The sequence below is a fragment of the Pseudoalteromonas sp. SW0106-04 genome, assembly GCF_001293805.1.
Taxonomy (GTDB): Bacteria; Pseudomonadota; Gammaproteobacteria; order Enterobacterales; family Alteromonadaceae; genus Pseudoalteromonas; species Pseudoalteromonas ruthenica.
The window spans coordinates 156,254-180,032 of the sequence record NZ_BCAI01000001.1 but is presented as its reverse complement, the minus strand read 5'-3'; the positions used below and the strand labels follow the sequence as shown (position 1 = coordinate 180,032).

Below are 23,779 nucleotides of genomic sequence, written 5' to 3'. Positions count from 1 at the left end.
TAGGCTTTTAGTCTTGAGCCGCTGCATTAACAGCAGTCTCAACCCACTTATACCAGCTAGAGCTTGTGTCCTGATCAGATACCGCGCCGATGTAATCTACGCTCTCAAAGAAGCTTGAGTCTAGGCCACTTAAATCGTTGGCATTAATTGAAACATCTGCTGAGGCAGTGTTTGTTGCAAAGCCATTTTCAGCCAATACCGATACATCATCAGTCAAAATTTCGCTACTACCGCTATTTTCGAACCAAGACGCCTTGGTTTGACCTGCTAATGGGCCCGCTGCGAATGTATCTGTATCGGTGAAGTTTGAAGAGCACGCCATCACTGAGTTATTAAACATGATGTTATCGGCTTGCTTTTCGCCATCAGAAGTCACTTGAATACAGCTGCTGTTTACCGCATTTTTCTTAACCAATAAGGCATTGTAAATGCTGGCATTGAACTCATCGTCGAACTTGTAAGCTTGCGAAGGGTCATCATCTCGCACAGAATTGCCATCTGTGGTCACGATGGTGATGTTAGCAAGGGTCGGGTTAGTTGGGCCCACTTGCGGTGAAGACTCGCCCTTAACACCATCAGATTCGAAACCGTTGTTGCCCATGTTCACCACAGTGCCGTCGTTCAAGGTTACAGTACCATGTTGTACATATAAGAATTGACCTGCACCCTGCCAACCCGCATCAAAGTCGAATGAATCATCCTGCGTGTCGGTAACAACAATGTGCTTAATCGTCGCTGCACCGCCAAAGAATTCAATACCATCATCGAAACCTTGGTGAATATGCAGGTATTCAAACTCTGAACCTGAACCCACTGCATTTAATGTAAGTGAATTAAGGTCATCGCCCTCACCCCCTACTTTAGGACCTGAACCTGCATACCAAATTTTGGCCCACTTGATACTACCGCTAGAATCAGTATTGTCGTCACCACCGAAGTAGCTAGTGATCCCCTCAGAGGCAACGTTACAAGTGCTTGCATCACGCTCTGCATCAGTACATTGGTCAGTGATACCATTACCATTAATAATGATACCGCCCCAATCTGCATAGCGAGCACCTTCTCCTGCGCTATCAAAACGGTCGAAGGCATTAGCTGAAGTGAACGTAATAGGTTTCTCTTCGGTGCCATTAGCTTGGATTTTTGCGCCACGAGCGATACGAATAATGGCTTCGCCAGATTGGAAGGCCAAGGTAGCACCAGGCTCAACTGTTAGCGTTGGGCCATTTGCTGGAATTTCAAAACCTTCTGTGGTGTTGCCATCTTCACCGATTAACAGTGCTTGCTCAAATAAGTGCACACCATTATCTGGGATTTCAGAGAACGTAATGTTACTGGTGATTTCAATAGTTTTACTGGCAAAGGAGTCATTGTAAATACAGTCACGACCATCAAATACACCTTGGACCGTACCAGAGTCAGACTCGTAGCTGGCACATTCAAAATCATCGGAGTTGTCACCACCAGATGTATTGTTTGAATTATTAACACTGTTATCTGTATTTGTGCTGTTGTCATTTACAGTTGGGGTGATTTCGATGTCGCCGCCACATGCTGCCAGTGTGACTGCTGAAGCCACTAGGCTGACCTTGAATAAGTCAGATAGTTTCATTGTTATACTCCGTTGAATGTCAATTATTGTTAACGCATTTAAAAGTTACGACATACAATACGGTGGCTTTATGACAATGAAGTGACACTTATTTAAACATATGATGACATGATTAAGTTATTAATATTATTACTTAAAAAAGATAAAAGCCACCCGAGGGCGGCTTTGGTGTTGCGATTATGGTTGTTAAAGACCAGGCACGGTTAATTAATATTTATATTAACTAACTCTATTATACCTAATCATAAAACACTTTATAAAAGCGCCTGCTTTAATGTCTCAGCATGCAGCTTTTCATTTTTTACATATTTTATCCATTGTTGCGCCAAACGCTCAGAGCGCTTGTGTTTCTCCGCCTGTTCGAAGGCCAAAATAGAGGCGTCAAAGTTCTGTAAGTTAAACTGCGCCATCCCTAACGCCACATACGCATTAGACTCATGCTGTAAACCCCCTTTCTCCAGAGCTGCCCTGGCCGCATCCGCCGCCTCTGCATATTGCTCGAGATTCAAGTGCACCTCAGCAAGGCGTTGGTCATAAATACCTTCTTGGCTTTGCTTAGCCGCTTTTTCAAAGTAAGCAAGGGACTTGCGTTCTTCTTTGGCTTGTACAAAAGCTTCTGCTATAAAGGCATTGTTTTTAACATTATCCGCGACGACACCTTTGGCTTGCGCGGTTTTCATAACTTTCGCAGCCTTATAAGGTAAGCCGTTGAACATATAAACCTGGGCTAAGTTTCGTAAATCCGATTTGCTGGTAACAAAGCCTTGTTGATATGCAGCTTCAATAGTAGCCAGTTGCTCTTGTTCACGCCCTACCTCACCATACATACCGCTTAATTGCAGCCAATATTCGGGCTTGTTGTACAGCGCAATCATTTTCTCAATCACCGCCACAACCTGCTCTGGTTGTTGTAATGAGTAATACAAAGCGCGTTGCAATACCAGCCAATTTTCCTTCGGTGTTTTCCCGTCTTTTTCAGCAAGTGCAATAGCTGTGTTTATCGCTGCCAAAGCATCCTGATATTGGCTCATTTGGTAATAGGCTTGAGATTTCAGCACATAATAACTGTCAGGCTGCGCTTTGGTATTGACCTTATCCCAACGGGTCAGGTAATCAATCACCCCTTGATAATCATCGTTGGCCATCGACAACTGCGCCAATGAAAACAGCGTGCTAAGCGTTAAACTCTCAGGAATATCTGTCTGAGCAACAACATTTTCAAAAGCATCAATGGCTTCATCCAAGCGGTTTTCATTGTAGTAAATAAAGCCATAAAAATTGTACATCATGGCCTTTTCGTAGCTATTCATGCTTGAAGCACGCTCTTTAACAGAGTCAAGTGCCGCTAGTCCGCCTTTTACATCCCCGTCATCAGCGAGCTTCTGTGCCCGCGCTAATTGGCTATATACCTTATCGCGCAGCGCCGGCACGCGTTTGGTTTTTTGCTCTGCATGGGCGCTGGCGAGCGCCACCGATGGGATCATACTGGCCATGCTCGGCAACACTAACGTCGCCGATGTTAACCCTGCAAATAGCAGCAATGAGTTCAGTTTTGTCATGGTAAACCTCTTAATCGCAACAGGTGCCCACTGCGGGGCACACTCATTAACCGTTGATTTGGAAGGTGATGCGGTTTTGCACCCCTGCCACTTCTACCGCCTCGCCATTAACGATACGCGGCTTGTATTTGAATTTTTTAGCCGCATCCATTGCAGCTCTATCGAAAATACTCTCAGGCTCGGCTTTAAGTACCTTCGGGTCGCGTACGGTGCCTTGTTTAGTCACTGTAAATTCGACAATGACATAACCTTCAATACCGCGTGATAAAGCTCGGCGTGGATACACAGGCGAGACTTTAACAATGGGCAAATACTCACCGTCGCTGCTTTCTAGCGCTAAGCCCTTACCAATGTCGACATCAGCACTGACATCGGCAGCAAAGTCGAAATTACCGCTGCTGGCGTTAGGATCGCTGCTTTGTGTTTGCGGCGAGTCCATCGGTGGTGGCGGCTCTTTTGGCTTCGGTGGTTTCTGCGGTTTACGCTCTTTTTTCTCGACGGTTTCTTCTTGCTTAAGGCGCACAAAATCAAGTACGTTGCCTTTAGCTGGCTCAGTCATGGCTCCCTCGCCACCGGAGATTAATGCCTGCATGCCTAAAAACAGCATAAAGGTCACCACCGCAGCGACTATCAGGGCGATAAAATAACGCATGATGGCAGCTCCTTAGGCCTCTTGAGCCGCAATCGACACGTCAAATACGCCCGCAGCTCTGGCGGCATCCATCACCTTGATCAAGGTATCAGTAGTGGCTTTCTTATCCGCTTGAATCACCACGCTGCCTTGCGGGTTTTCGGCTTTTAAACGCTCGATATTCGCTTGCACCGCGCGCACGTCTACTTCCCGTTTATTGATCCACACCTCGCCCTTATCAGAGATAGCGACAAGAATATTGGCGCGCTCTTTTTTCACCGCCGTTGCCGCTTCTGGGCGGTTTACATCAATACCTGACTCTTTGACAAAAGACGCGGTAACGATAAAGAAAATAAGCATGATGAAGACCACATCCAGCATCGGCGTCATGTTAATTTCTTCTGCTTCTTCTTCTTGAAATATTTTACCTAAAGGGGCTCTCATTTTTTTCTCCTTGCCTGTGCTCAAGCACAGGCATCATCGCAACTAGTGGTCCAAGACCATTTTATCTTCTAACAATTCGACTTCTCGTTTGGCGCGACGCTGTAAAAATGTTGAGGCAAACACCCCAGACAACGCGCCGACCATCCCGGCCATGGTGGGGATAGTCGCTTTCGACACCCCAGAGGCCATGGAACGGGCACTGCCGGTGCCAGTAATAGCCATAACGTCAAATACCTCAATCATGCCAGTTACTGTACCTAGCAGACCGAGCAGCGGACATAGTGCAACCATGACATTGATCAGAGCAAGATTAGCGTTAAGCTTCATTCCCGCCCGTGAGATCATCGCTTGGCGAATTTGCTCGGCATTCCAGCTGTTACGCTCGCTGCGGCTTTGCCACTGGGTGCGCACCGATTTTTTGTACTTGCCATAGCCATGGAAGAAGTACATAAAGCGCTCCAAAATCAGCAACCACATGGCAAAGATGAGGATGCCGATGACCAGGAGCACCTGGCCACCCGTATCGAGAAAATCACGAATTGCATTGATCCAATCAATCAATAGCACCATGATTTACGCTCCCTTTTCGCTGCGCTCAGCAATAAGACCGGCACTTTGCTCTTGCAAAATGAGCAACAAGTTCTTTGAGCGTGTATTAAGCAGGGTATAAAGGAATACCGTCGGTATAGCGACGACCAAACCTAGTACCGTTGTCACTAAGGCTTGAGATATGCCCCCAGCCATTAACTTAGGGTCGCCGGTGCCGAATAAGGTAATCGCTTGGAAGGTATTAATCATACCGGTGACCGTACCGAGTAAGCCCAGCAGCGGCGCCACCACAGAGATGATTTTAATAAGCGTGAGGTTACGCGTGATTTTTGGCATCTCGCGTAAAATTGCTTCGGACAGTTTCAGCTCAAGGGTATCGTGCGCCACGTGAGGGTACTGGTCTTTCACCTTCATCACACGCCCAAGCGGATTATCGTCGCGGGCAACATCGTCTTTAAGCTGGCGACGAATTTTGCTGCCAATGATAAGCAAAGAAATGAACCGCTCAATGGCGATTAATAGCGCCAATGCGCCAACCGCGAGAATCACATAACCCACAGTGCCGCCTTGATGCACGCGCTCTTCACTACCTGGAGCCTGTACTAGTAGGCCCAAAATAGAGCCACCCGTTGGGTCCAACGCGAACTGTACAAAGCCGTCAGTGGCTTGTTGTAAGTCTTGAGCACTGGCGGTGTAACGGTCAACTGGCTGGCGAGTCAGTTCAGATAAGGTATCGGTGACATTGTTGTACTCAAGGTACTTGCCATCGGCAATAAGGTTAAATGCGCCGACACGCAGCACTTCTTTGCTTTCTTTAGCGCCGCCGGCAACGATCACTTCAGTATTAAAGCGTGTGACTTTGCCCTGCTCGGTCATCTCTCGCTGCAGCTCAAACCACACCTTCTCGATGTCTTCGATAGAAGCAAGTTTCGAACTTGAACCCATTTTTTGCGCCATTTCTTCCATAAACTCATCACGCCCTGGAAGCTGTGCAGAGATAACAGAAGTAGCAAACTTATTGGCACTCTCGCCTGCTTCTTGCTGCAGCACACCAAACAATTCTTTGAGTGTGCCCATGCGGTTTTGCAAGGTATCGGATAGCTGCGCAAGTTTCACTTCGTTTTCTTCAAAACGCGTTTCTAGCTGTTCAGACTCTTGAAGCTTGGCGTTGCGAGTTTGCTCGGCCTGACGCAGCATCTGTAATTGTTCGTTTTCGCGGGCCATAAATGCCTGCTCACGCTCTTTATTTTCCGCAGACTGGGCAACTTTACCCTGCTCGAGTGTTTTTAATAGCGCATCTAAATCCATAGCGTCTGCGGCTAAAGCAGAGTGCGATAACGCCAAAGTGGCAACCAAGGCTGCGCTTCGGGTAAACTGTTTCATTAATTTCATTGTCGGTACCTCTTATTCCGCAGCTTGGATAGGCAGGGTTAACATGTCTGGGGCTAGCTGTTTACGCGCAATACGCAGACCTTTGTTAATTTGGCTAATGGCCGAATCATCCAGTTTTACAAACGCTTTTTGTTCTTTATCCCAGGCGCCGGCTTGCTGGCCATCACGGGTCAAATAAATAAGCTCTAAGCGACCAATGCGCAGGAAATCAACCTCGCGTTCTTTGCCATCTACATCCTGTAAAGCGGTATAGGCCTCGATGGTGCGACCATAGTCGACCTCAACCTGATAGGCTTCAAGCACACGGCGGAACTTTTCACTTGACGCCACGTCAGCGCGGTCCATCAACGCATGCAACTTAGCAATACGCTCGCTGCGCTCTTGCTGTAAAAAAGGCACATCTAGGGCAACAAACTGTTCAAGGCCATTGATCATTCGCAACATCAGTGGCGTGATTTGTCGCTCGATCACCGATACTTGGTCCATCGACGCGTTAAGGTTGTCCATTTCTTCAACTTGATTGGCAATTTGCTTTTGCAACTGCGCGTTGTAGACGCTGAGGCCGTCTATTTCTTTGTTGAGTGCCTTAAACTTTTGCAAGCGGTTTTGCATTGAATCAGCGATGTTATCGATTTTATTTTGAGATTTTTTCGCTAACTCATTAATTTCACTGCTTTTGATTTTAACAGTGTCCAGTTCATTAGCCATCAGCACGGGGCTGGTGGCCGCCACTACAGTGGCTAATATCAGGGGTTTAACGCCTTTCATCGCATACACCTTATGTTTAGCTCGAATGCTTAGCCGGAAATCCGACACGAATGTAAGATGTGCGAGAGTGTAGAGAAGGAAAGTGACAGTGGTGTTGCGCTATTAATACAGTTTAATTACAGTTGTAACAATTATGCCATATAGGTGACGCTAACTGCCCGCACAGGCGCACGAGCGCGAACTCATCTGTGTATACCCCTTATTAAAAAGGAGAACGTTTGCTAGCAAGCTTGTTGGGAGCCAAAAAATAGGTGAAAGACAAAATGGAACGTTCCAGATCATATTAGTAAATAGGAGTAATGAATACGTATTCACCGACCTTAAAACAAAACCGCCCTGACAAGCATCAGGGCGGTGTTTCAAAGCTTAAATATATCGTACTGCTATTTTTCGATTTTCTCTTGCCACTTTCCTTGTAACTTGGGTGTACTCATCGCATACCAAGCGATATATACGTAACACACAAGCGGCACGTAGAAGCTTAACTGCAAACTCACAGTGTCGGCTACATAACCTTGGACGAGAGGAATTAACGCACCACCAACAATGGCCAAGCATAACCACCCCGAGCCGCGACTGGTGAGTGAGCTAAGCGCCGCAATAGCAAGTGTGAAAATGGTGGGGAACATAATTGAATTAAACAAGCCGATAGCCAGTACAGACCACATGGCCACCATCCCTTGGCTATTAATAGTGACAAGCAGCAATACAATGGTGGCCACAGCATTAAAAAGTAGTGCTTTGTGCGGCGCAATTCTTTGTAATGCTGCCGAGCCAATAAAGCGCCCGACCATGGCACCGCCCCAATAATAAGAAATGAGGTGAGCCGCCTCGTGCTCAGCTAGACCAGCAATATGCGCTTCGCCAAAGTAATTAACCAGAAAACTACCAATGGCCACTTCGCCGCCAACATAACAAAAGATAGCGCCAACACCGAAAACTAAGTGAGGTGCTTCGAATAAAGAGTGGTTTTTGGCTTTGCAGTCAAATTCCTCAGTGTGCTCTTTGATCACGGGTAGCTTCAACACTGCAAAGACAACGGCAATCGTTAATAGCGCAGCGGCGAGCATTAAATAAGGAATTTTTACCGTGTCCGCCGTTGCAGCCTCGGTAACCAGCGCAGCACTGCCGCCAAACAATAAAATTTTGCCGATAATAGGCCCCACAGTGGTGCCTAACGAATTAAGAGCCTGCGCCAAATTGAGTCGACTGGAGGCGGTTTGCGCCGGGCCTAATGCGGCCACATAGGGGTTAGCAGACACTTGTAGAATGGTCACCCCAGAAGCTAACACAAATAGTGCGCCTAAAAACAACCAATACTCGTGTACGGCGACGGCTGGGTAAAACAGTAAGCAGCCGATAGAGGCAACGATTAAGCCACTGACAACACCGTTCTTATAGCCAAATCGCTTAACTAAGTAACCCGCTGGCAAAGACATAATGAAATACGCGCCAAAGAAGCAGAACTGGATCAGCATGGCTTCGGTATAGGTTAAGTCAAAAACTGCTTTCAATCTGGGGATCAGTAAATCGTTTAAAACGGTGATAAAGCCCCACAGAAAAAACAAGGTGGTCATCGCTACAAGCGGCAAAGTGTAGTTGCTTTGTTTATCTGCCGATGCAACGTAAGCCTGATTATTATTCATCTCACTCACGTGTTGTTCTCCTTCTACTTGTTGTCTCGGATTCTACACATCCACATAACAAGATCACAGAATATTTACTGGAACGTTCCAAATCATATACAACTAACATTCGGCTTTTTGTATTGCGGACGAATGAATCTGCGACAGGAAAGTAACGGCTAAGCGAACATATCGGCCAATGAAATTAGCAATTCAACCTTGAGTAGACTGGGCCCGAACAGGCGTTATCACCACTGAGGGTGAGCGCTTGCGCTCAGCTTTCGTCACCGCTTTGAGTCTAAAACGTTAATCGCAGTCATTTTGTGGCCATTGAGCGATATGGTCTTCGAAGTACTCGAGATCAACATCACAGTCTTTTACTGTTTTGTTGCGTACGCTGATCCCGACGCTGTGCATCTTCGACTTTTTGCCCTTATTAAGTAGCGGGTGCCAACTGGCCAAGCCTCGACCCTCTTGCAGTCGTCGGTAACTGCAACTGTTAGGCATAAAGAAGATATCGTCAATGTTGTCTTTGGTGAGCTTCACACATGAAGGAACTAAGCGCTGGCGGTTTGCATACTCGGTGCAGTTGCAAGTTTTGTTATCCAAATACTGACACACAATGTTGGTATAGATAAGCTGCTCGCCGGGGCGCAGCTCGGTGGTGGCAGCGAAGTCTTCTTGTTGTTCTTCGTCGCTGTCAATAAAGGTATTTAAACAGCATTTACCACAGCCATCACAAATCGCTTCCCACTCTTGGTCACTCATCTGTGCCAACGACTTGGTCTGCCAAAACTTATCTTCTAACATAAAAACGCCCCTTTGAACCGGGGCGTAGTGTAGCAAATTAGCGTGTTGCCACGCCAGTGTGAAGTTACTCCACCGGCGGGTAACCGATGCGGTCGGATAAATAGCCGACACTGGTGGCGAAATAATATGAACGGTTCCAGTTCATTAGTGCTTTATAATTATCGTAGGCTAAATACATACGCCCATCGACATTATCTGGCATCACCATCGCCGCTGTGATATCACGTTGCGGTAAGTCGCTGCCATCCATGCGCCTAACACCAAGTGCTTGCCACTGCGCTAAACTGCGCTCGGACTCACGCCAGTACTGCAACCATTGCTTATGGCTGCGGGTACCGCGCTGCAATATAGCGTTGCTGTCAAAATCCTCGGGTAATTTTACCTGTCGTCCCCAGGTCAGCGAGTCATTCCAGCCCACGCTTTTTAAGTAATTAGCAATGGAGGCGAACGCGTCTTCCTCAGTGGTCCAGATATCTTTGCGGCCATCGCCGTTATAGTCTACAGCATAAGCATTAAAGGAGCTTGGCATAAACTGTGTTTGCCCCATAGCCCCGGCCCAAGAACCCTTGAAATGTTCAAGGTCGATATGGCCGTCTTTAAGAATATCTAACGCCGCCCAAAGCTGTCGTTTGTATAGCGCCTCGCGGCGGCCATCATAAGCCAGTGTCACTAAACTTGAGATCACTGGGTGGCCACCTTGAATACGACCAAAGTTACTTTCTAACCCCCACAACGCAACGATAAAGCGGGCTTGCACGCCAAATTTATCAGCCACTTCTTCCAGTGTCTGTTTATGCTCTTTATAGAGTTTACGGGCGCGGTCTATTTTCCACTGCGGCACCCGTTTTGGTAGATAAGTCTCTAAGGTTTCTTTGACCTCAGGCTGGTTTTTATCGGCGCTGATCACCTTAGGCTTAAACTCTATAGTGGCGAACGCCGAATCAATTAAGGCTGCGTCATAGCCTTTTTCCAGCGCTTCGGTGCGCAGTTTTTTAACATAGGCATCAAACTGCGCCTGTTGTTGTTCAACACTTGCTACCTGCGAGTTTGCCAGAGACGGAAAAGTAATTGTTGCTGCGCCAGCCACACATAAGGTGGATAAGGCAACAGGCTTGAAGGCGCTGGCGATATACTTGCTGATGGTGTTAATCACGCTCTACTCCATTTTGCTGTCTTAATTCGTCCAACATATTCTCAGTTGGCGGTGGTAGTTGCAAATAGAACCCGTTGGCGCTTAATTCAGCCTTAACCTTGTCAATATCAGCAAGCGCTAAGCGCTTTTTTGTCGCTAAATTAATCAACATCACAAATTCTGGCGACCCAAAACTGTCCATCAGCGGCTCAGGAACATCGTCAAAATGATCACGTTTGGGTACATATAAATAGGTATCTGCTTTTTTCTTGCTCTTGTATATGGCACACAGCATCTTAAGGCCTTTAAATTGTTGCGAAACACACCTTGACACTATACCATGAGAGCTAATCTATGTGGTAAGTTTAGTGGCCAAAGCTCAACGCTCATCACTGTTTGCGACTGCCAAGTTAAAATGGCAACGCCACAGATAAGCGATAACAAATAATTCGGCCACACGAATACGAGCGCTTATGTCGGAACAATTATTCGAATTAAAAGGGAATCTCTTCACGTTATCCGTGTTGCGGTTATTAACACCGGATCTTGCAGCCTTATCTGAACAGCTTGATGCTAAAATAGCGCAAGCTCCGAAGTTTTTCGCAGGCGCGCCCATCGTTATCAATCTTGAAGCAATCCAAGATGCAACGCTTGATTTCACCCAACTAAGAGACACATTAAAACGCCTTGCTTTTAACCCGGTTGGGGTATGCAGTGGCAGTGATAGTCAACATAACAGTGCAAAAAAAGCCGGCTTGTCGGTGCTTAACTACGCCAAAGACGTACAACAAAGTCAGCAAAAAGCCCCTACCCCTCAAGCTACAGCCAAAGTAGAAAATGAACCAACCTTGGTTGTAGAAGGCACCGTGCGTTCAGGTCAGCAGGTGTATGCTAAAGGACGTGATTTGATTGTCTTGGGCTCTGTCAGTCATGGCGCTGAGGTCATTGCTGACGGACATGTTCATATTTATGGCACTTTGCGAGGCCGTGCTATTGCCGGTGCGCAAGGTGACGCAAACGCCACAATCTTCTGCCAAAAACTTGAAGCCGAACTTGTTTCAGTCAATGGCAGCTATTGGATCAGTGATTCGTTACAAGGGGACTTATGGGGCCAGCCAGCCCAAGTTCGCCAGCACGATGACTCACTTCATTTATCAGCTTTGGTTAAAGGATAAAACACATGGCAAAAATTATTGTCGTTACTTCAGGTAAAGGTGGCGTTGGTAAAACAACTTCAAGCGCCGCAATCGGCACAGGCCTTGCCCTTAAAGGCTTTAAAACGGCGATCATTGACTTTGACATTGGCCTGCGCAACCTTGATTTAATCATGGGCTGTGAGCGCCGCGTGGTCTATGATTTTGTTAATGTGATCAATGGTGAAGCAAACCTCAACCAAGCGCTTATTAAAGACAAGCGGGTTGATAAGCTGTTTTTGCTCCCAGCTTCGCAAACTCGTGACAAAGACGCGTTAACCAAAGAAGGTGTCGAAAAAGTTCTCAATGAAATGAAAGAGAGCTTCGACTATATTGTGTGTGATTCGCCAGCGGGTATTGAAGCGGGTGCGATGATGGCCCTATATTTTGCAGATGAAGCCATTGTGACCACCAACCCTGAGGTATCATCAGTACGCGATTCGGACCGTATCCTAGGTATTTTACAGAGCAAATCACGTCGTGCTGAGGAAGGTTTAGAGCCGGTAAAAGAGCATTTGCTGCTTACCCGTTATAACCCTGAGCGCGTACAAAAAGGTGAAATGCTTTCGGTTGAAGACGTTAACGAAATTTTGGCTATTGATTTGTTGGGTGTTATCCCAGAGTCACAAGCGGTACTTAATGCCTCAAACCAAGGTCAGCCTGTGGTATTGGACGCTGAGTCAGATGCCGGTCAAGCCTATTTAGATGCCATTAACCGTCTACTCGGTGAGCAAATTGAATTCCGCTTCTTGGACGTTGAGAAGCGTGGTCTATTCAAACGGATTTTTGGAGGATAAGGTGTCATTACTAGATTATTTTCGTTCGCAAAAAAAATCCAGCGCATCGCTGGCTAAAGAGCGGCTGCAAATTATCGTCGCTCATGAGCGCTCACAGCGCGGCACGCCTGATTACTTGCCGCAGCTAAAACAAGACATCCTTGAAGTGATCCGTAAATACGTGGCCATTGATGCCGAAGCAGTGCAAGTGCAGTTAGAGCAAAATGAAGACGACTTAGCGGTGTTGGAGCTCAATGTCACGCTACCTGATGACGAAAAATAACGTATCAGCGCAAATCACAAGAAAGAGGCTAAGTTAGCCTCTTTTTTTATCCCTGTCTCTTTTTGCTCGCAGACTGACCCAGCTCCAAATAAGCGCTATCAGCAACAGCAAAGGCCAAGGGATGAGCAACGCATGGCTGTATTGCGTGGCGTTGATAAGCCCAACAATGATGATGCCCACACTCACTGCCAAGGCGATTATAAACGTAACCCATAAGCTGACTAAAACGCGGTTCAACCCCTTAGAAAGGGTCGGTGCATTCTCGGCGCAGGCCATGAACATCATCGCCATCGCAGCAAAGAAGCCAATAAATATTTGCCCAATAAGCAATACCACTAGCATCCACGTAGGCATAACGACCTCAGTTACCGTCATTCGTTGGTAGTGAGCACCCAATCAGCAAGTGCGTCGCGCACATAATCAAAACGCCAAGGTTGTAATAAATCAGGCGCTAATAGCTGCTCGCGTTCATGCTCGTCGTACTTCCAATGCCAACTGATAAGTTGATTAATTTGTTTTTTACTGGCAAATACGTCGGCAGGTATACCGGTTTGCTTGGCAACGGTGGCTATCTTTTGCTTAATATCTTTTGCCGTTTGTTTGTAGCCACGATAGTCCATTAATCGCATTACGCGACTAGGAAGACTCTGCTCAGGCACCGCTTTGCCCCGCTCGATGCAAGCGAGGATTTCTTTACCTGAACGATTCACTTCCATCGGCTCAACGCCTGGGATATTACGCATACTATTGAGTGAGCCAGGCCGACGCTTGGCGATCTCCACCATATTGGCTTCTTTCAACACGAAATTAAGCGCTAAATTCTTTCGTTGTGCCTTTTGTCGGCGCCACATGGCCAACTCTTTTAATATCGCTAGATCCCGTGGAGCTAACTGCCAAGCCCCTTTCACCTCGCGGTATAACTGCTCATCGGGTATTTGATGGGCGCGCTTTTTCGACAACAACTGCGACTCTGCAATCACCAAATCAAACCACCCCTGAGCCCTGATCTGTGTCACTAATTCGTTATAGCAAGGCAATAGATGCGCTACATCAGCGGCGGCGTAGGCTAACTGGCTTTCTCTTAACGGCCGCTGTAGCCAATTGGTTCGCGACTCGCTTTTATCAATCTCTATATTAAGGCGTGAATTCACCATCGCCGCAAACCCTACGCAGTTCCCCTGCCCTAACAATTGCAATGCAAACTGAGTATCGAAAAGCGGCGCTGGCACAAAGCCGGCAAAGTTTTGGAAAACTTCGATGTCCTCAGAGGGAGAATGCAGCACTTTTAACACTTGTTCGCATTTAAGTAACTGCCAAAGTTGGGTGAAATCAAGAGGCTGTAACGGGTCAATAAGACCAAGATGTTGACCATCAAAAATTTGCAGGAGTGCGATTTCGGGATAAAGCGTGCGCCGACGCATAAATTCAGTGTCTATTGCCAAGGTCTCAGCCTGACTAATAGCATTTACAAAGCTATCTAGTTCAGCCTGTTCAGTGATTAACTGGTAATCCACTTGTACTCCTTAAAAAACAAACCGGCGATTGCCGGTTTGTTTGCTTATTCTTATTCGTCTTTAAGTGCGCGTCTGAGTATTTTACCGACATTGGTTTTCGGTAATTCCTCTCTAAACTCAACTAATTTAGGCACCTTGTAATTGGTCAGGTTTTCGCGGCAATGCTTAATGATGTCTTGCTCACTAATGGCTGCATCCTTTTTCACCACGAACAATTTAACTTGCTCACCACTGACATCATGAGGGACGCCAACAGCGGCGACTTCAAGCACGCCATCCATTGATGCGACCACTTCTTCTATTTCGTTCGGGAACACGTTAAAACCGGATACCAGAATCATATCCTTTTTCCGATCAACAATATAGAAAAAACCTTGGTCATCGTAAGTGGCAATATCGCCGGTGGCAAACCAGCCGTCGCGCAGACACTCTGCGGTGGCATCAGGACGGTTGTAGTACCCTTTCATTACTTGTGGGCCTTTAACCCAGAGTTCACCGGGCTCGCCAGCGGGTGCTTCTTGGCCATCTTCAAGCATCAATTTGATGTCTGTGCTTGGTGCCGGCAAACCGATAGAGCCGTTGTAGCCTTCCAAGTCATATGGGCAAACTGTAACCAACGGCGCACACTCAGTAAGACCGTAACCTTCCACCAAACGCGTACCGGTTACTTTCTGCCAGCGTTCAGCAACTGGACGCTGAACCGCCATACCGCCACCGAGCGACATTTTTAAGTTGGAAAAGTCTACGTCGGCGAAACCATCGGTATTAAGAAGACCATTAAATAAGGTGTTTACCCCGGTCATGACAGTGAATTTATTGTCGTTCAACTCTTTTACAAAGCCTTTCATGTCGCGTGGGTTGGTAATGAGTAGGTTCAACCCTCCATACTTCATAAAGGTTAAGCAGTTCGCCGTCAGTGCAAAGATGTGGTAAAGCGGCAGCGCCGTAACCACGATTTCTTTGCCTTTATCTAAAATATTGTCGAGACAACCGGATACCTGTTCTAAGTTGCCCACCATGTTACCGTGGGTAAGCATGGCGCCTTTAGACACCCCAGTCGTACCACCCGTGTATTGTAAAAACGCGAGGTCGTCCAAGGTGATCTCTGGGCGAGTATAACGGCTGGCGTCGCCGTTTTTTAACACATCCGTGAAAGCGATGGGGTTTGGCAGCTCAAAGCTCGGTACCATCTTTTTGATATGCTTAACAACGAAGTTGACCAGATGCTTTTTAAGGCCGCCCACCATGTCACCCACTTGGGTTACCACTATGTGTTTAACATTGGTTTTTCCCAGTGCTTTTTCCAAGGTGTGGGCAAAGTTGGCAAGAATAAAAATGGCATCCGCTTCGGAGTCATTTAGCTGATGCTCTAGTTCACGCGCAGTATAAAGAGGGTTAACGTTAACAACCACGCACCCTGCCCGTAAAATACCGAGTATGGATACCGGTGTTTGCAATAAGTTGGGCATCATGACTGCCACTTTTGCACCGGGCTTTAAGCCCAGATCATTATTTATATAGGACGCAACTTTCTTAGTTGCTTGGTCTAGCTCAGCATAGCTCAGCGTAACCCCCATATTTTTGAATGCAGGTAATTGGGCGTAATCCGCAAAACTTTTCTCGAATAATGACAGTAAAGAGTTGTAATGAGCGGGATCGATGGTCTCTGGGCAACCTTTTGGATATCGCTTTAGCCAGATTTTTTCCACACTAAGCTCCTATTAATTTGTTCTTATAATGATTTGTCTTAGCAGTCATAAGTTTGGCAAATAGTAAGCACGACACTTAACCAATGCCCATATAGTTCGCCGTAGAGTGATAAACATTGCCACGCTTTTAGCAGGCTTGAGAGTTCATCGCCACAACAGTACTAACCTTAATCTAAGTTGCTATCTTTCACAATTGAGCAATTGCTCTAAATTGCTTTGATATTCCCACATTTATCGCAAAGTTACAATTATTCTGCGCTATTTTGATGCAAGTGCGCACCAATAAGGCGCGCGCATTGCTTCGGGCTTTGCATATGGCAATGATGGCCGCCGTCGACTGTATGTGTAACTAAGTCGTTGTAGCAACTACTAAATTCCTGCTCATTTTGGTGCACCATGGAATAACCTTGCGCCCCCTTTATTAATAAGGTGGGTACTTTTATAGGTGTTAACAAAGCATGCGCTTGCGCTTTAGTGTAGCGAAAAGCGGAATAATGCTTTAATCGCGGATCTGTTGTTAACATCACACCTTGCTCTTTTTTAACAATATTACGCGCCATTAGCTGCCGAGCGATATCAATATTGAAGTCACTCACGGCCTCGCGGCGCGCATAGAGCTGTTCGGCACTTTCATAAATCGGCCCTTTTTTTGCGCGGGCTCGGTGTTTAAGCGCCTGAATCAATACATTTTTAGTGTCAGACTCCTCTGCGGTGACCAGGCCAACGCCTTCAATGAGCGAAAGTGAGGTGACACGCTCTGGAAAACATGCACAGTACAATGAAGCCACCATAGCGCCCAGGGAGTGTCCGATGATGTGCACATATTTGGCCTTGCAACGCATCATAAGTTGATGAAGGTCATCAACATAATCAATAAAATAATAATGTGCGTCTTGGCCTCGCCACTGCGATAAACCGTGTCCGGGCCAATCAATTGCATAAACCGGTAAATCCTTACCTAAGGCAGACATTAAAGGCAAAAAACTGTTGCTGTTGTCCTGCCACCCATGCACGGCGATCACCACGGTGTCAGTGTTATTTGTGATTGCCAACTCTGTGTTGCTTTGTCCTTGCAGCCGAAGATGGCGCAGTTTGACCGAAAAACTAGGCATTTGAACTCCTTTTTGCCGCATTGCGGTTTATTTATTGATTTGTGGGTTTAAAATGTTGCCAAGCCACAACAGGACTAAATTATGAAACGCACTCTAACATTCGCTTCGATGATCTGCGCAAGTTTTTTTGCCAACGCCGAGCAAGCAGCACCTAAGAACATTATTTACATGATTGGCGATGGTATGGGCCCTGCCTACACCAGCGCTTATCGCTACTACGTTGATGATAAAAACACCAAGGTGGTAGAGCCCACGGTATTCGATTCCATCCTCGTGGGCATGGCACACACCTACCCTGATGACGATACCATCGTCACTGACAGCGCTGCGGGCGCAACGGCTCTATCTACCGCAACGAAAAGCTACAATGGCGCCATCGCTGTGGACACACAAAAGCATGATCTTAAAACGATGCTTGAGATTGCCAAAGAACGCAAAATGACGACCGCGCTTGTTGCCACATCGCAAATCAACCATGCGACCCCCGCAAGCTTTGCTGCACATAACGAGTCTCGCCGTAACTACGATGACATTGCCAATGACTTCTTCGATAATAAAATCAATGGCGCTCTGCCAGTGGATTTAATGCTTGGCGGAGGTACACAGTACTTTATTCGCGAAGATAGAAATTTAGTGAATGAATTTATCGCTCAAGGCTACCAATACAGCGATAACCTCAGTCAATTAGAACAATTACAACAAATTCCAGCTCTGGGTCTGTATGCCGCTAAGGGTCTACCCTTTGCTCTCGATGGAGAGAGTAAACGATTAACGAAAATGACCGATAAAGCACTGTCGTTACTCGCAGCCAATGAGAATCCGTTCTTTGTGATGATCGAAGGCAGTCAAATAGACTGGTGCGGCCATGCCAATGATATTGCTTGTGCCATGGCAGAAATGGACGATTTCGCCCACGCCATTGATAAAGCCAAAGCCTATGTTGATGCCCACCCAGACACACTGTTGGTGATCACAGCCGATCACTCCACCGGTGGCTTGACCATAGGTGCTAATGGCCAGTACTTGTGGCACGCCGATGTGGTTAAAGGCGTAACGGCGACAGCGGGTGTCATTGCTGAGCGATTGCTGGCAAGCGACGATATGGCCACGGTATGGCAACAAACCACGGCACTGGAATTCACCGAAGCACGTAAGGTTTTACTTACCCAAGCGAAGAATGTAGGTGAAGATGCGTTGGTCATGACTGTTAAAAAGTTAATCAATGAAGCAAGTTTTACCGGATGGACTACCTCTGGTCACACTGCTATTGATGTTCCTGTGTTTGCCTATGGCAACGGCGCAGAACAATTTATAGGGTCGCAAAACAACACTGACATCGCACAAAAGCTAATTAACTTTATTAACAATAAATAACATTGTTGATCTTATTGTAATCATGCGTTAATGTTTTATTGCTTGTTAACATAGTTTAACAACCCTACTGAAAACTGAAGACTCAAAAGCCGCTCTTGGAGCGGCTTTTTTATTGCTTTAAATCACATTTTAAGAGTTACTGTATCTACGCATCGCTTGTTCAAGCGTGAGAGGCATATCAAAATAATAGCCTTGCAACAGATTCACAGGGAGCGTTGCTATGTAGTCAACGTGAAATGGCGACTCCACCCCCTCAGCGACAACACTAAATCCTAACTTGTTACAAAGCTGTGACATATTTTCATATAAATAGGTGGCCTTGTCTTCGGCGTTAACCGGAAGCAAGCTGCGGTCAAACTTGATGGTATCGACATTAAGCTTACTTAAAATGTTTAAACATGAGTAGCCGGTACCAAAATCATCTACCGCACATAAAATCTGAGCGGCGCGCAATTTATCGACAATTTCTTTGGTGCGTTCAAAATTATTGTTGTAGGACGACTCAAGAATCTCAACCTCAACTTGCCCAGGAAACTTGGAGAACGCCTTGAGTACGCGGCGGTAACGACGGTTAATCAAATTATCGGGAGAAATATTAAAGCTAATTTTAGGGTTCATCTGATGGCGCTGAAACTGCAATAAATCAAGCTCTAACTGATCAATTACAAAGCTGTCCACCACATCCATCATCTCAAAGCGCTCAAGCACGTCAATAAACCACGGTGCTTTGATTTGACCGTCCGCTTGCTTTAAGCGTAATAGCGCTTCGAAGCCAATGATTTTATGAGTGGTGTTATCCACTTTAGGCTGGTAGTACAAACACAGAGTGCCTTCTTTGAGGGCACTGATCACCTTATGTAGCTGGCGTTGGTCTGCAAATTGCGCGGTGTTACGCTTTGCGAATTGCGCTTCAACGTGGCGCTCAAGTTGCCGTCCTGCGCTGACTCGCTTCACTAAAATATCGAGCTCACGCCCGCTAATATTATGGGCACTATTGGCGCGTACAAAGGGTAAATAAACAAGCGTATTGATAGCCACCAATCCCACTTGCAGTGCCACGCCAATAAAGCTACCAGTTAATAAGTAGCCGCTTAATAGCACCGGAGTGAACCAGGGTATCGAGTCAATGTTGCTTAGGGTTAAAGCACCACTTTGTAGCAGCGCATAGGCGATAGCCGCATTCACCAATGGACAGAGTAAAAAAGGAATAATAAAAAATGGATTAAACACCACAGGCACCGCATACATCATTATTTCACTGATATTGAATAATGAAAATGGCGCGCTTAGTTTAGCAATCTGGCTCTCATGGCTTTGTTTTCCTTGTAATAAACAAGCGATTAGCAGGCCCCAAATGCCACCACTGCCACCTAAAGCTACAAAGGTCGATAAGAAGCTGTAGTTATCCAGGCCAGGCACCACTTCGAAGCCTGTGAGCTCTGCTGAGGCAAGTATGTGATAAGTGTTATCACCATGAATACCAAACAGCCAAAACACGTGGCTAAATATAATTTGCGATATTAACTGTTGCCATTGGCTCCAATCACTGTGACTTGCGCTTAACCACGACAAGCAAGCGGCCAATCCAGAGTCAACGTAAGGAAATAAAACAAAGGTCACAAAAACGGTCAGCACATAGGGCAGCATCAAATTAAGATGCTTGACCAAAAACAAGCTAACATTGCCCACAGACATAATTCTAAGCCAACGTAAGCTCAATGCGGAGCGCAACAGGTAACAACAAAATATCGGCATAAGAATGGTGTACAGCACACCGGCGCGATTATTTATACCCACCCCACCGCTATCAAGCGCGTAGATATAGCCCGTAGCGACACAAAAACAAGTAAGCACTAAAATCGGTGCGGCGAAGGTATTTAACTTGAGGTTCTTCGCCAAATAGTAACTAAATGACAGCAATGTCGTTATCGGAAATAACGTCCATATTAGGTTATTAAAAGAATACAAATAGGCATAAGGGCCCTGTAAATGCTCGTAGCCAAGCCAGTGAGTCACCAAAGAAACTAGCGCCGCCATAATAAAGAATGGGATCAGGGCTATGTACCCTTCTCGCAGCGAGAGAATAACGGTGTTGGCCGCTAACTTGGCAGCGCCGCGAGCAAGTACATCAAATACGCGGTGAAGCACGAGTTAATCAACTTTTATTATTATTTTCTAAGAGCAGTTAAGTTAACGTTAATGAGAGGTAATGTCCATAATTTAAAAACGCAGCTCAGGTTATGCGTAAACACTCACGCTAAGCATGGACTGTACTTCTTGGCGACGCTCTAAAAACGCGTATTCTTTATACGTGGCAATCGCATTACTGGTGCGGGTATTGGCAGGTTGGTCGTAAATAGTCTGACGATATAAGGCATCCGCTAAGCGACGACCTTGGCTGGAGTCTTTAACAGACGACGCCGACTGCTCTACAGCCGGTTTTTCTTGAGCGCGCCCATCTCCCACAGGCTGTTGATTTCTTTTCAGTTCCAGCGCTGGGTTAGTCGTGAGTGAATTGACCGTACGTATCGTCATACCATTAATATATAAAAATCTAGCGACTTATTGAGTGTGATATAAACAGCGAGTTTGCGCAATGTTTATTCGCGTCCGGGTAATTTCTTCCACGTTACCGTGTCGCGAACATACACTGGCTGCGCTTCACTGGCACTGTGATGTTGGCCTTGTGCAAATTGCTCTGCCACCAGCGCCAGCATAAACTGACTATTCGGTAACGTAATATGCTCATCAACGCTAATGCCGGCTACTGAGTGAGCTAAATCGGGGTAACTTTGCCACCCTGTGCCAACCGCAAAGGCGGCATCAAAAGGGACTGCGAGTGCTTCTGGCTTCACCACTTGCTGCGTGCCTACCAGCGTGGCAAGGCCATTGATATTCTCAAAAGCACCCACATAAAGCTCGCCCATACGCGCATCAATGGCCGAAACGACTTGGTTTACACCACGTTGCTCTATGGCTTGCTGCGCCATCATTGCCAGCGAAGAGATACCGACAACGGGCTTTTGCGCTGAAAATGCCAACCCTTGAGCCACTGAGACGCTGATGCGCACGCCGGTGAAGCTACCTGGTCCTTCGCAATAGCCGATAACATCCACCTCTTTTAGCGAGCAATTGGCCTTGGCAAGTAGCGTGTCTATTTCAGTTAAAATACGTTGGCTGTGCTGCTGTGGGCAGACATCAAAGAAACAATATTGCTGTCCTTGGTGGGTTAAGGCGATAGAAAGCGCTTCTGTGGAAGCATCGATGGCTAAAATGGTGTTGGTCATGGTTAATCTATTGCTGCTAAAAAGGCGTTTACTTCATTCATATCACGGCTACGACGCATATTCGGCAAGCTTTTTAGAAAGACTTGGCCGTAGTCGCGGGTGATCACTCTGTTATCACATAATACTAAAACACCGCGATCTTGGCTATCACGGATCAGCCGCCCAACCCCTTGTTTGAGCGCTATAACTGCTCTTGGCAGTTGAATCTGCGCAAACGGTTCGCCGCCACTTTGCTCACAGTCCTGCATTCTCGCTTGTAACAATGGGTCGTCGGGGGCCACAAAAGGCAGTTTATCTATCACCACGCAGCTCAGTGCGCTGCCACGCACATCTACCCCTTCCCAAAACGACGCGGTGCCCATTAATACGGCATTGCCATGACGAGTAAAGCGCTCAAGCAACAAGCGCTTAGACATTTGCCCTTGCACAAACACTGGATAATCCATTTGTTGGCATAGCACCTCAGCGACCATGTGCATAACACGATAGGAAGTAAAGAGCAAAAAACAGCGCCCTTTTGCGGCGCGGATAACTTGCTGACAAATGCCTACCAGCGCCCTTGGCATGGCATCGGAATTAGCCTCGGGTAGATAGCGGGGTAAACAAAGCAATGCCTGACGTTGATAGTCAAAAGGACTGGCCAGCATCAATGTACGCGAAGGAGATAAACCCAGCGCATCGCTAAAATGTTGTAAGCTGTCATTGACCGATAATGTCGCAGAGGTAAAGACAAAACCCGCCTCTCGCTCACTAAGCATCTCTTTAAATTTGGCCGCTATGTTCAACGGAGTAATATGAATGGTCAAATGGTAGCGAGTGGCTTCATACCAGTAACTATAGCCACGCACTGAGACATCAAAAGCGCGATCGAGTTGGCCTTTCAATGTCATCAAGCGCTCTAACATCGGCTCCACCAATTCACTGCGCTCTAAGCATAACTTAAGCACTTGGTTTAAAAATGCTAAGTCTTTATTAACACGGTGAATCGCGTCACACAGGGCTTTATCAGTCAGCGCTTTTCGCCAGTCTCCGCGCCCGCCGTCACTGCCAAAGGCCAAACGCATGTCCTTGGTTGCCGATTCTAATTTATCCAGCGTCTTTCCCAGTTGCAACATATCACGTAATTCGCTGCGATAAAGCATTCGCGCGTCGGTGATAAAAGCGAGAATCTTCTTCGTCGATATTGTTTCGCCAAAGTAGTCACTGGCAATATCGGCCAATTGATGGGCCTCGTCAAAAATATAGCCATCGGCCCCAGGTAACAACTCGGCAAAACCACTGTCTTTCACCGCCATATCAGCAAAGAATAAGTGATGGTTAATGACGACGATATCGGCATCTGCGGCGCGTTGACGGGCTTTACGAATAAAACAACTGTCGAAATCAGGGCACTCACGCCCAAGGCAATTATCAGCAGTGGAAGTGACGTATGGCAGAACCTTGGCATCATCTTCGATGCCGACGCAATCGGCAATATCGCCACTGCGTGTTTGTGCTGCAAACTTTGCCACCATGGCTAATTGATGCATGATATCGGCGTCGTCACTTGGAACATGAGCAACATGTTGATTAAGGCGATAATGGCACACATAATTAGCGCGCCCTTTTAATAGTGCTTTCTTTTTAGCACTGCCCAAGGCTTTGTATACAGTGGGTAAATCGCGGTGATAGAGCTGTTCTTGTAACGCCTTTGAACCCGTGGAGATAATATATTTGCCCTTGTTCACCAACGCAGGAAGCAAGTAAGCAAAGGTTTTACCAGTGCCAGTTTCTGCTTCAACAATCGCTTGTTGAGAATGCTTTAATGCCGAGTCACACACCTGCGCCATATCTATTTGCGCTTGGCGAGGTTGGTAGCCTTTCAGTGCGAGAGCCAAAGGCCCGGTTTGCGAGAATAACTGCTCGATGGTCATGGATATTGCGCTCGGTGGACAGGCGCACATGATAACGAAAAAATCAGTTGCTACCAACAGGCCAATATTATGTTGTCATTTTGGCAACGCTCGGTT

General features: G+C 46.7%; 23 protein-coding genes. 4 read left to right on the top strand and 19 right to left on the bottom strand.

Features of this window, described 5'->3' with window-relative positions; all coding sequences use genetic code 11:
• Positions 1–7 precede the first annotated feature (7 nt).
• From W04_RS00875 to W04_RS00825, 11 genes are all read right to left on the bottom strand, one after another.
• Positions 8–1,612 (bottom strand): hypothetical protein, encoded by a 1,605-nt coding sequence (locus tag W04_RS00875; RefSeq protein ID WP_053909429.1) that lies wholly within the window; start codon positions 1,610–1,612, stop codon positions 8–10.
• A 254-nt stretch (positions 1,613–1,866) separates the two neighbouring features.
• Positions 1,867–3,171 (bottom strand): lipopolysaccharide assembly protein LapB, encoded by a 1,305-nt coding sequence (locus W04_RS00870; RefSeq protein ID WP_053909428.1) that lies wholly within the window; start codon positions 3,169–3,171, stop codon positions 1,867–1,869.
• Between the two features lie 46 nt (positions 3,172–3,217).
• Positions 3,218–3,823 carry an energy transducer TonB gene (locus W04_RS00865; protein WP_022946859.1) on the bottom strand — a complete coding sequence of 202 codons (606 nt, stop codon included), beginning with the start codon at positions 3,821–3,823 and terminating at the stop codon, positions 3,218–3,220.
• A gap of 12 nt (positions 3,824–3,835) precedes the next feature.
• Positions 3,836–4,246, bottom strand: a complete 411-nt coding sequence (locus W04_RS00860; protein WP_022946858.1) for a biopolymer transporter ExbD — start codon at positions 4,244–4,246, stop codon at positions 3,836–3,838.
• Between the two features lie 42 nt (positions 4,247–4,288).
• On the bottom strand, positions 4,289–4,816 hold the full coding sequence (locus W04_RS00855; protein WP_053909427.1) for a MotA/TolQ/ExbB proton channel family protein: 528 nt from the start codon (positions 4,814–4,816) through the stop codon (positions 4,289–4,291).
• 3 nt (positions 4,817–4,819) lie between these two features.
• A complete protein-coding gene (locus tag W04_RS00850; RefSeq protein ID WP_053909426.1) occupies positions 4,820–6,187 on the bottom strand; it encodes a MotA/TolQ/ExbB proton channel family protein in 1,368 nt (455 codons plus the stop codon).
• Between the two features lie 12 nt (positions 6,188–6,199).
• Positions 6,200–6,955, bottom strand: a complete 756-nt coding sequence (locus W04_RS00845; protein WP_053909425.1) for a DUF3450 domain-containing protein — start codon at positions 6,953–6,955, stop codon at positions 6,200–6,202.
• Between the two features lie 383 nt (positions 6,956–7,338).
• On the bottom strand, positions 7,339–8,610 hold the full coding sequence (locus W04_RS00840) for a sugar MFS transporter (protein ID WP_082342070.1): 1,272 nt from the start codon (positions 8,608–8,610) through the stop codon (positions 7,339–7,341).
• A gap of 276 nt (positions 8,611–8,886) precedes the next feature.
• Entirely contained in the window at positions 8,887–9,390 is a 504-nt protein-coding gene (locus W04_RS00835) for a YcgN family cysteine cluster protein (protein ID WP_053909423.1), read from the bottom strand.
• Positions 9,391–9,454: 64 nt separating this feature from the next.
• Positions 9,455–10,459, bottom strand: coding sequence for a lytic transglycosylase domain-containing protein (locus W04_RS00830; protein ID WP_053909691.1), 1,005 nt, complete (start codon positions 10,457–10,459; stop codon positions 9,455–9,457).
• A gap of 76 nt (positions 10,460–10,535) precedes the next feature.
• Positions 10,536–10,817: a YcgL domain-containing protein gene (locus W04_RS00825; protein WP_053909422.1), complete on the bottom strand. Its 282-nt coding sequence runs from the start codon at positions 10,815–10,817 to the stop codon at positions 10,536–10,538.
• 178 nt (positions 10,818–10,995) lie between these two features.
• Here W04_RS00825 and minC point away from each other — a divergent pair, with 178 nt between their 5' ends.
• From minC to minE, 3 genes are read left to right on the top strand one after another with little or no spacing between them, the layout of a single operon-like run.
• On the top strand, positions 10,996–11,697 hold the full coding sequence (gene minC / locus W04_RS00820; protein WP_053909421.1) for a septum site-determining protein MinC: 702 nt from the start codon (positions 10,996–10,998) through the stop codon (positions 11,695–11,697).
• A 5-nt stretch (positions 11,698–11,702) separates the two neighbouring features.
• The gene (gene minD, locus W04_RS00815) at positions 11,703–12,512 is read left to right on the top strand and encodes a septum site-determining protein MinD (RefSeq protein WP_022946849.1); all 810 of its coding nucleotides are present in this window, start codon (positions 11,703–11,705) and stop codon (positions 12,510–12,512) included.
• Position 12,513: 1 nt separating this feature from the next.
• Positions 12,514–12,774, top strand: coding sequence for a cell division topological specificity factor MinE (minE, locus tag W04_RS00810; protein WP_022946848.1), 261 nt, complete (start codon positions 12,514–12,516; stop codon positions 12,772–12,774).
• A 33-nt stretch (positions 12,775–12,807) separates the two neighbouring features.
• On the opposite strand, the gene W04_RS00805 is transcribed toward minE, so the two are convergent.
• The 4 genes from W04_RS00805 to W04_RS00790 form a co-directional block, all read right to left on the bottom strand.
• The gene (locus W04_RS00805) at positions 12,808–13,128 is read right to left on the bottom strand and encodes a hypothetical protein (protein ID WP_157576178.1); all 321 of its coding nucleotides are present in this window, start codon (positions 13,126–13,128) and stop codon (positions 12,808–12,810) included.
• 17 nt (positions 13,129–13,145) lie between these two features.
• Complete coding sequence (gene rnd, locus W04_RS00800) at positions 13,146–14,288, bottom strand: ribonuclease D (protein ID WP_053909419.1); 1,143 nt, start codon at positions 14,286–14,288, stop codon at positions 13,146–13,148.
• Positions 14,289–14,338: 50 nt separating this feature from the next.
• Positions 14,339–15,997: a long-chain-fatty-acid--CoA ligase FadD gene (gene fadD / locus W04_RS00795; protein WP_053909418.1), complete on the bottom strand. Its 1,659-nt coding sequence runs from the start codon at positions 15,995–15,997 to the stop codon at positions 14,339–14,341.
• A gap of 248 nt (positions 15,998–16,245) precedes the next feature.
• Positions 16,246–17,109, bottom strand: coding sequence for an alpha/beta fold hydrolase (locus W04_RS00790; protein WP_053909417.1), 864 nt, complete (start codon positions 17,107–17,109; stop codon positions 16,246–16,248).
• Positions 17,110–17,190: 81 nt separating this feature from the next.
• Between W04_RS00790 and W04_RS00785 the strand changes: the two genes are divergently transcribed.
• A complete protein-coding gene (locus W04_RS00785) occupies positions 17,191–18,483 on the top strand; it encodes an alkaline phosphatase (RefSeq protein WP_053909416.1) in 1,293 nt (430 codons plus the stop codon).
• A 129-nt stretch (positions 18,484–18,612) separates the two neighbouring features.
• Here W04_RS00785 and W04_RS00780 read toward each other — a convergent pair whose 3' ends face one another.
• The 4 genes from W04_RS00780 to W04_RS00765 form a co-directional block, all read right to left on the bottom strand.
• Complete coding sequence (locus W04_RS00780; RefSeq protein ID WP_231657962.1) at positions 18,613–20,631, bottom strand: EAL domain-containing protein; 2,019 nt, start codon at positions 20,629–20,631, stop codon at positions 18,613–18,615.
• Between the two features lie 90 nt (positions 20,632–20,721).
• The gene (locus W04_RS00775; protein WP_130146413.1) at positions 20,722–21,018 is read right to left on the bottom strand and encodes a hypothetical protein; all 297 of its coding nucleotides are present in this window, start codon (positions 21,016–21,018) and stop codon (positions 20,722–20,724) included.
• A 65-nt stretch (positions 21,019–21,083) separates the two neighbouring features.
• Positions 21,084–21,770, bottom strand: a complete 687-nt coding sequence (gene tsaB / locus W04_RS00770; RefSeq protein WP_053909414.1) for a tRNA (adenosine(37)-N6)-threonylcarbamoyltransferase complex dimerization subunit type 1 TsaB — start codon at positions 21,768–21,770, stop codon at positions 21,084–21,086.
• A 2-nt stretch (positions 21,771–21,772) separates the two neighbouring features.
• Positions 21,773–23,683, bottom strand: a complete 1,911-nt coding sequence (locus tag W04_RS00765; protein WP_053909413.1) for an ATP-dependent DNA helicase — start codon at positions 23,681–23,683, stop codon at positions 21,773–21,775.
• Between the last annotated feature and the right edge of the window lie 96 nt (positions 23,684–23,779).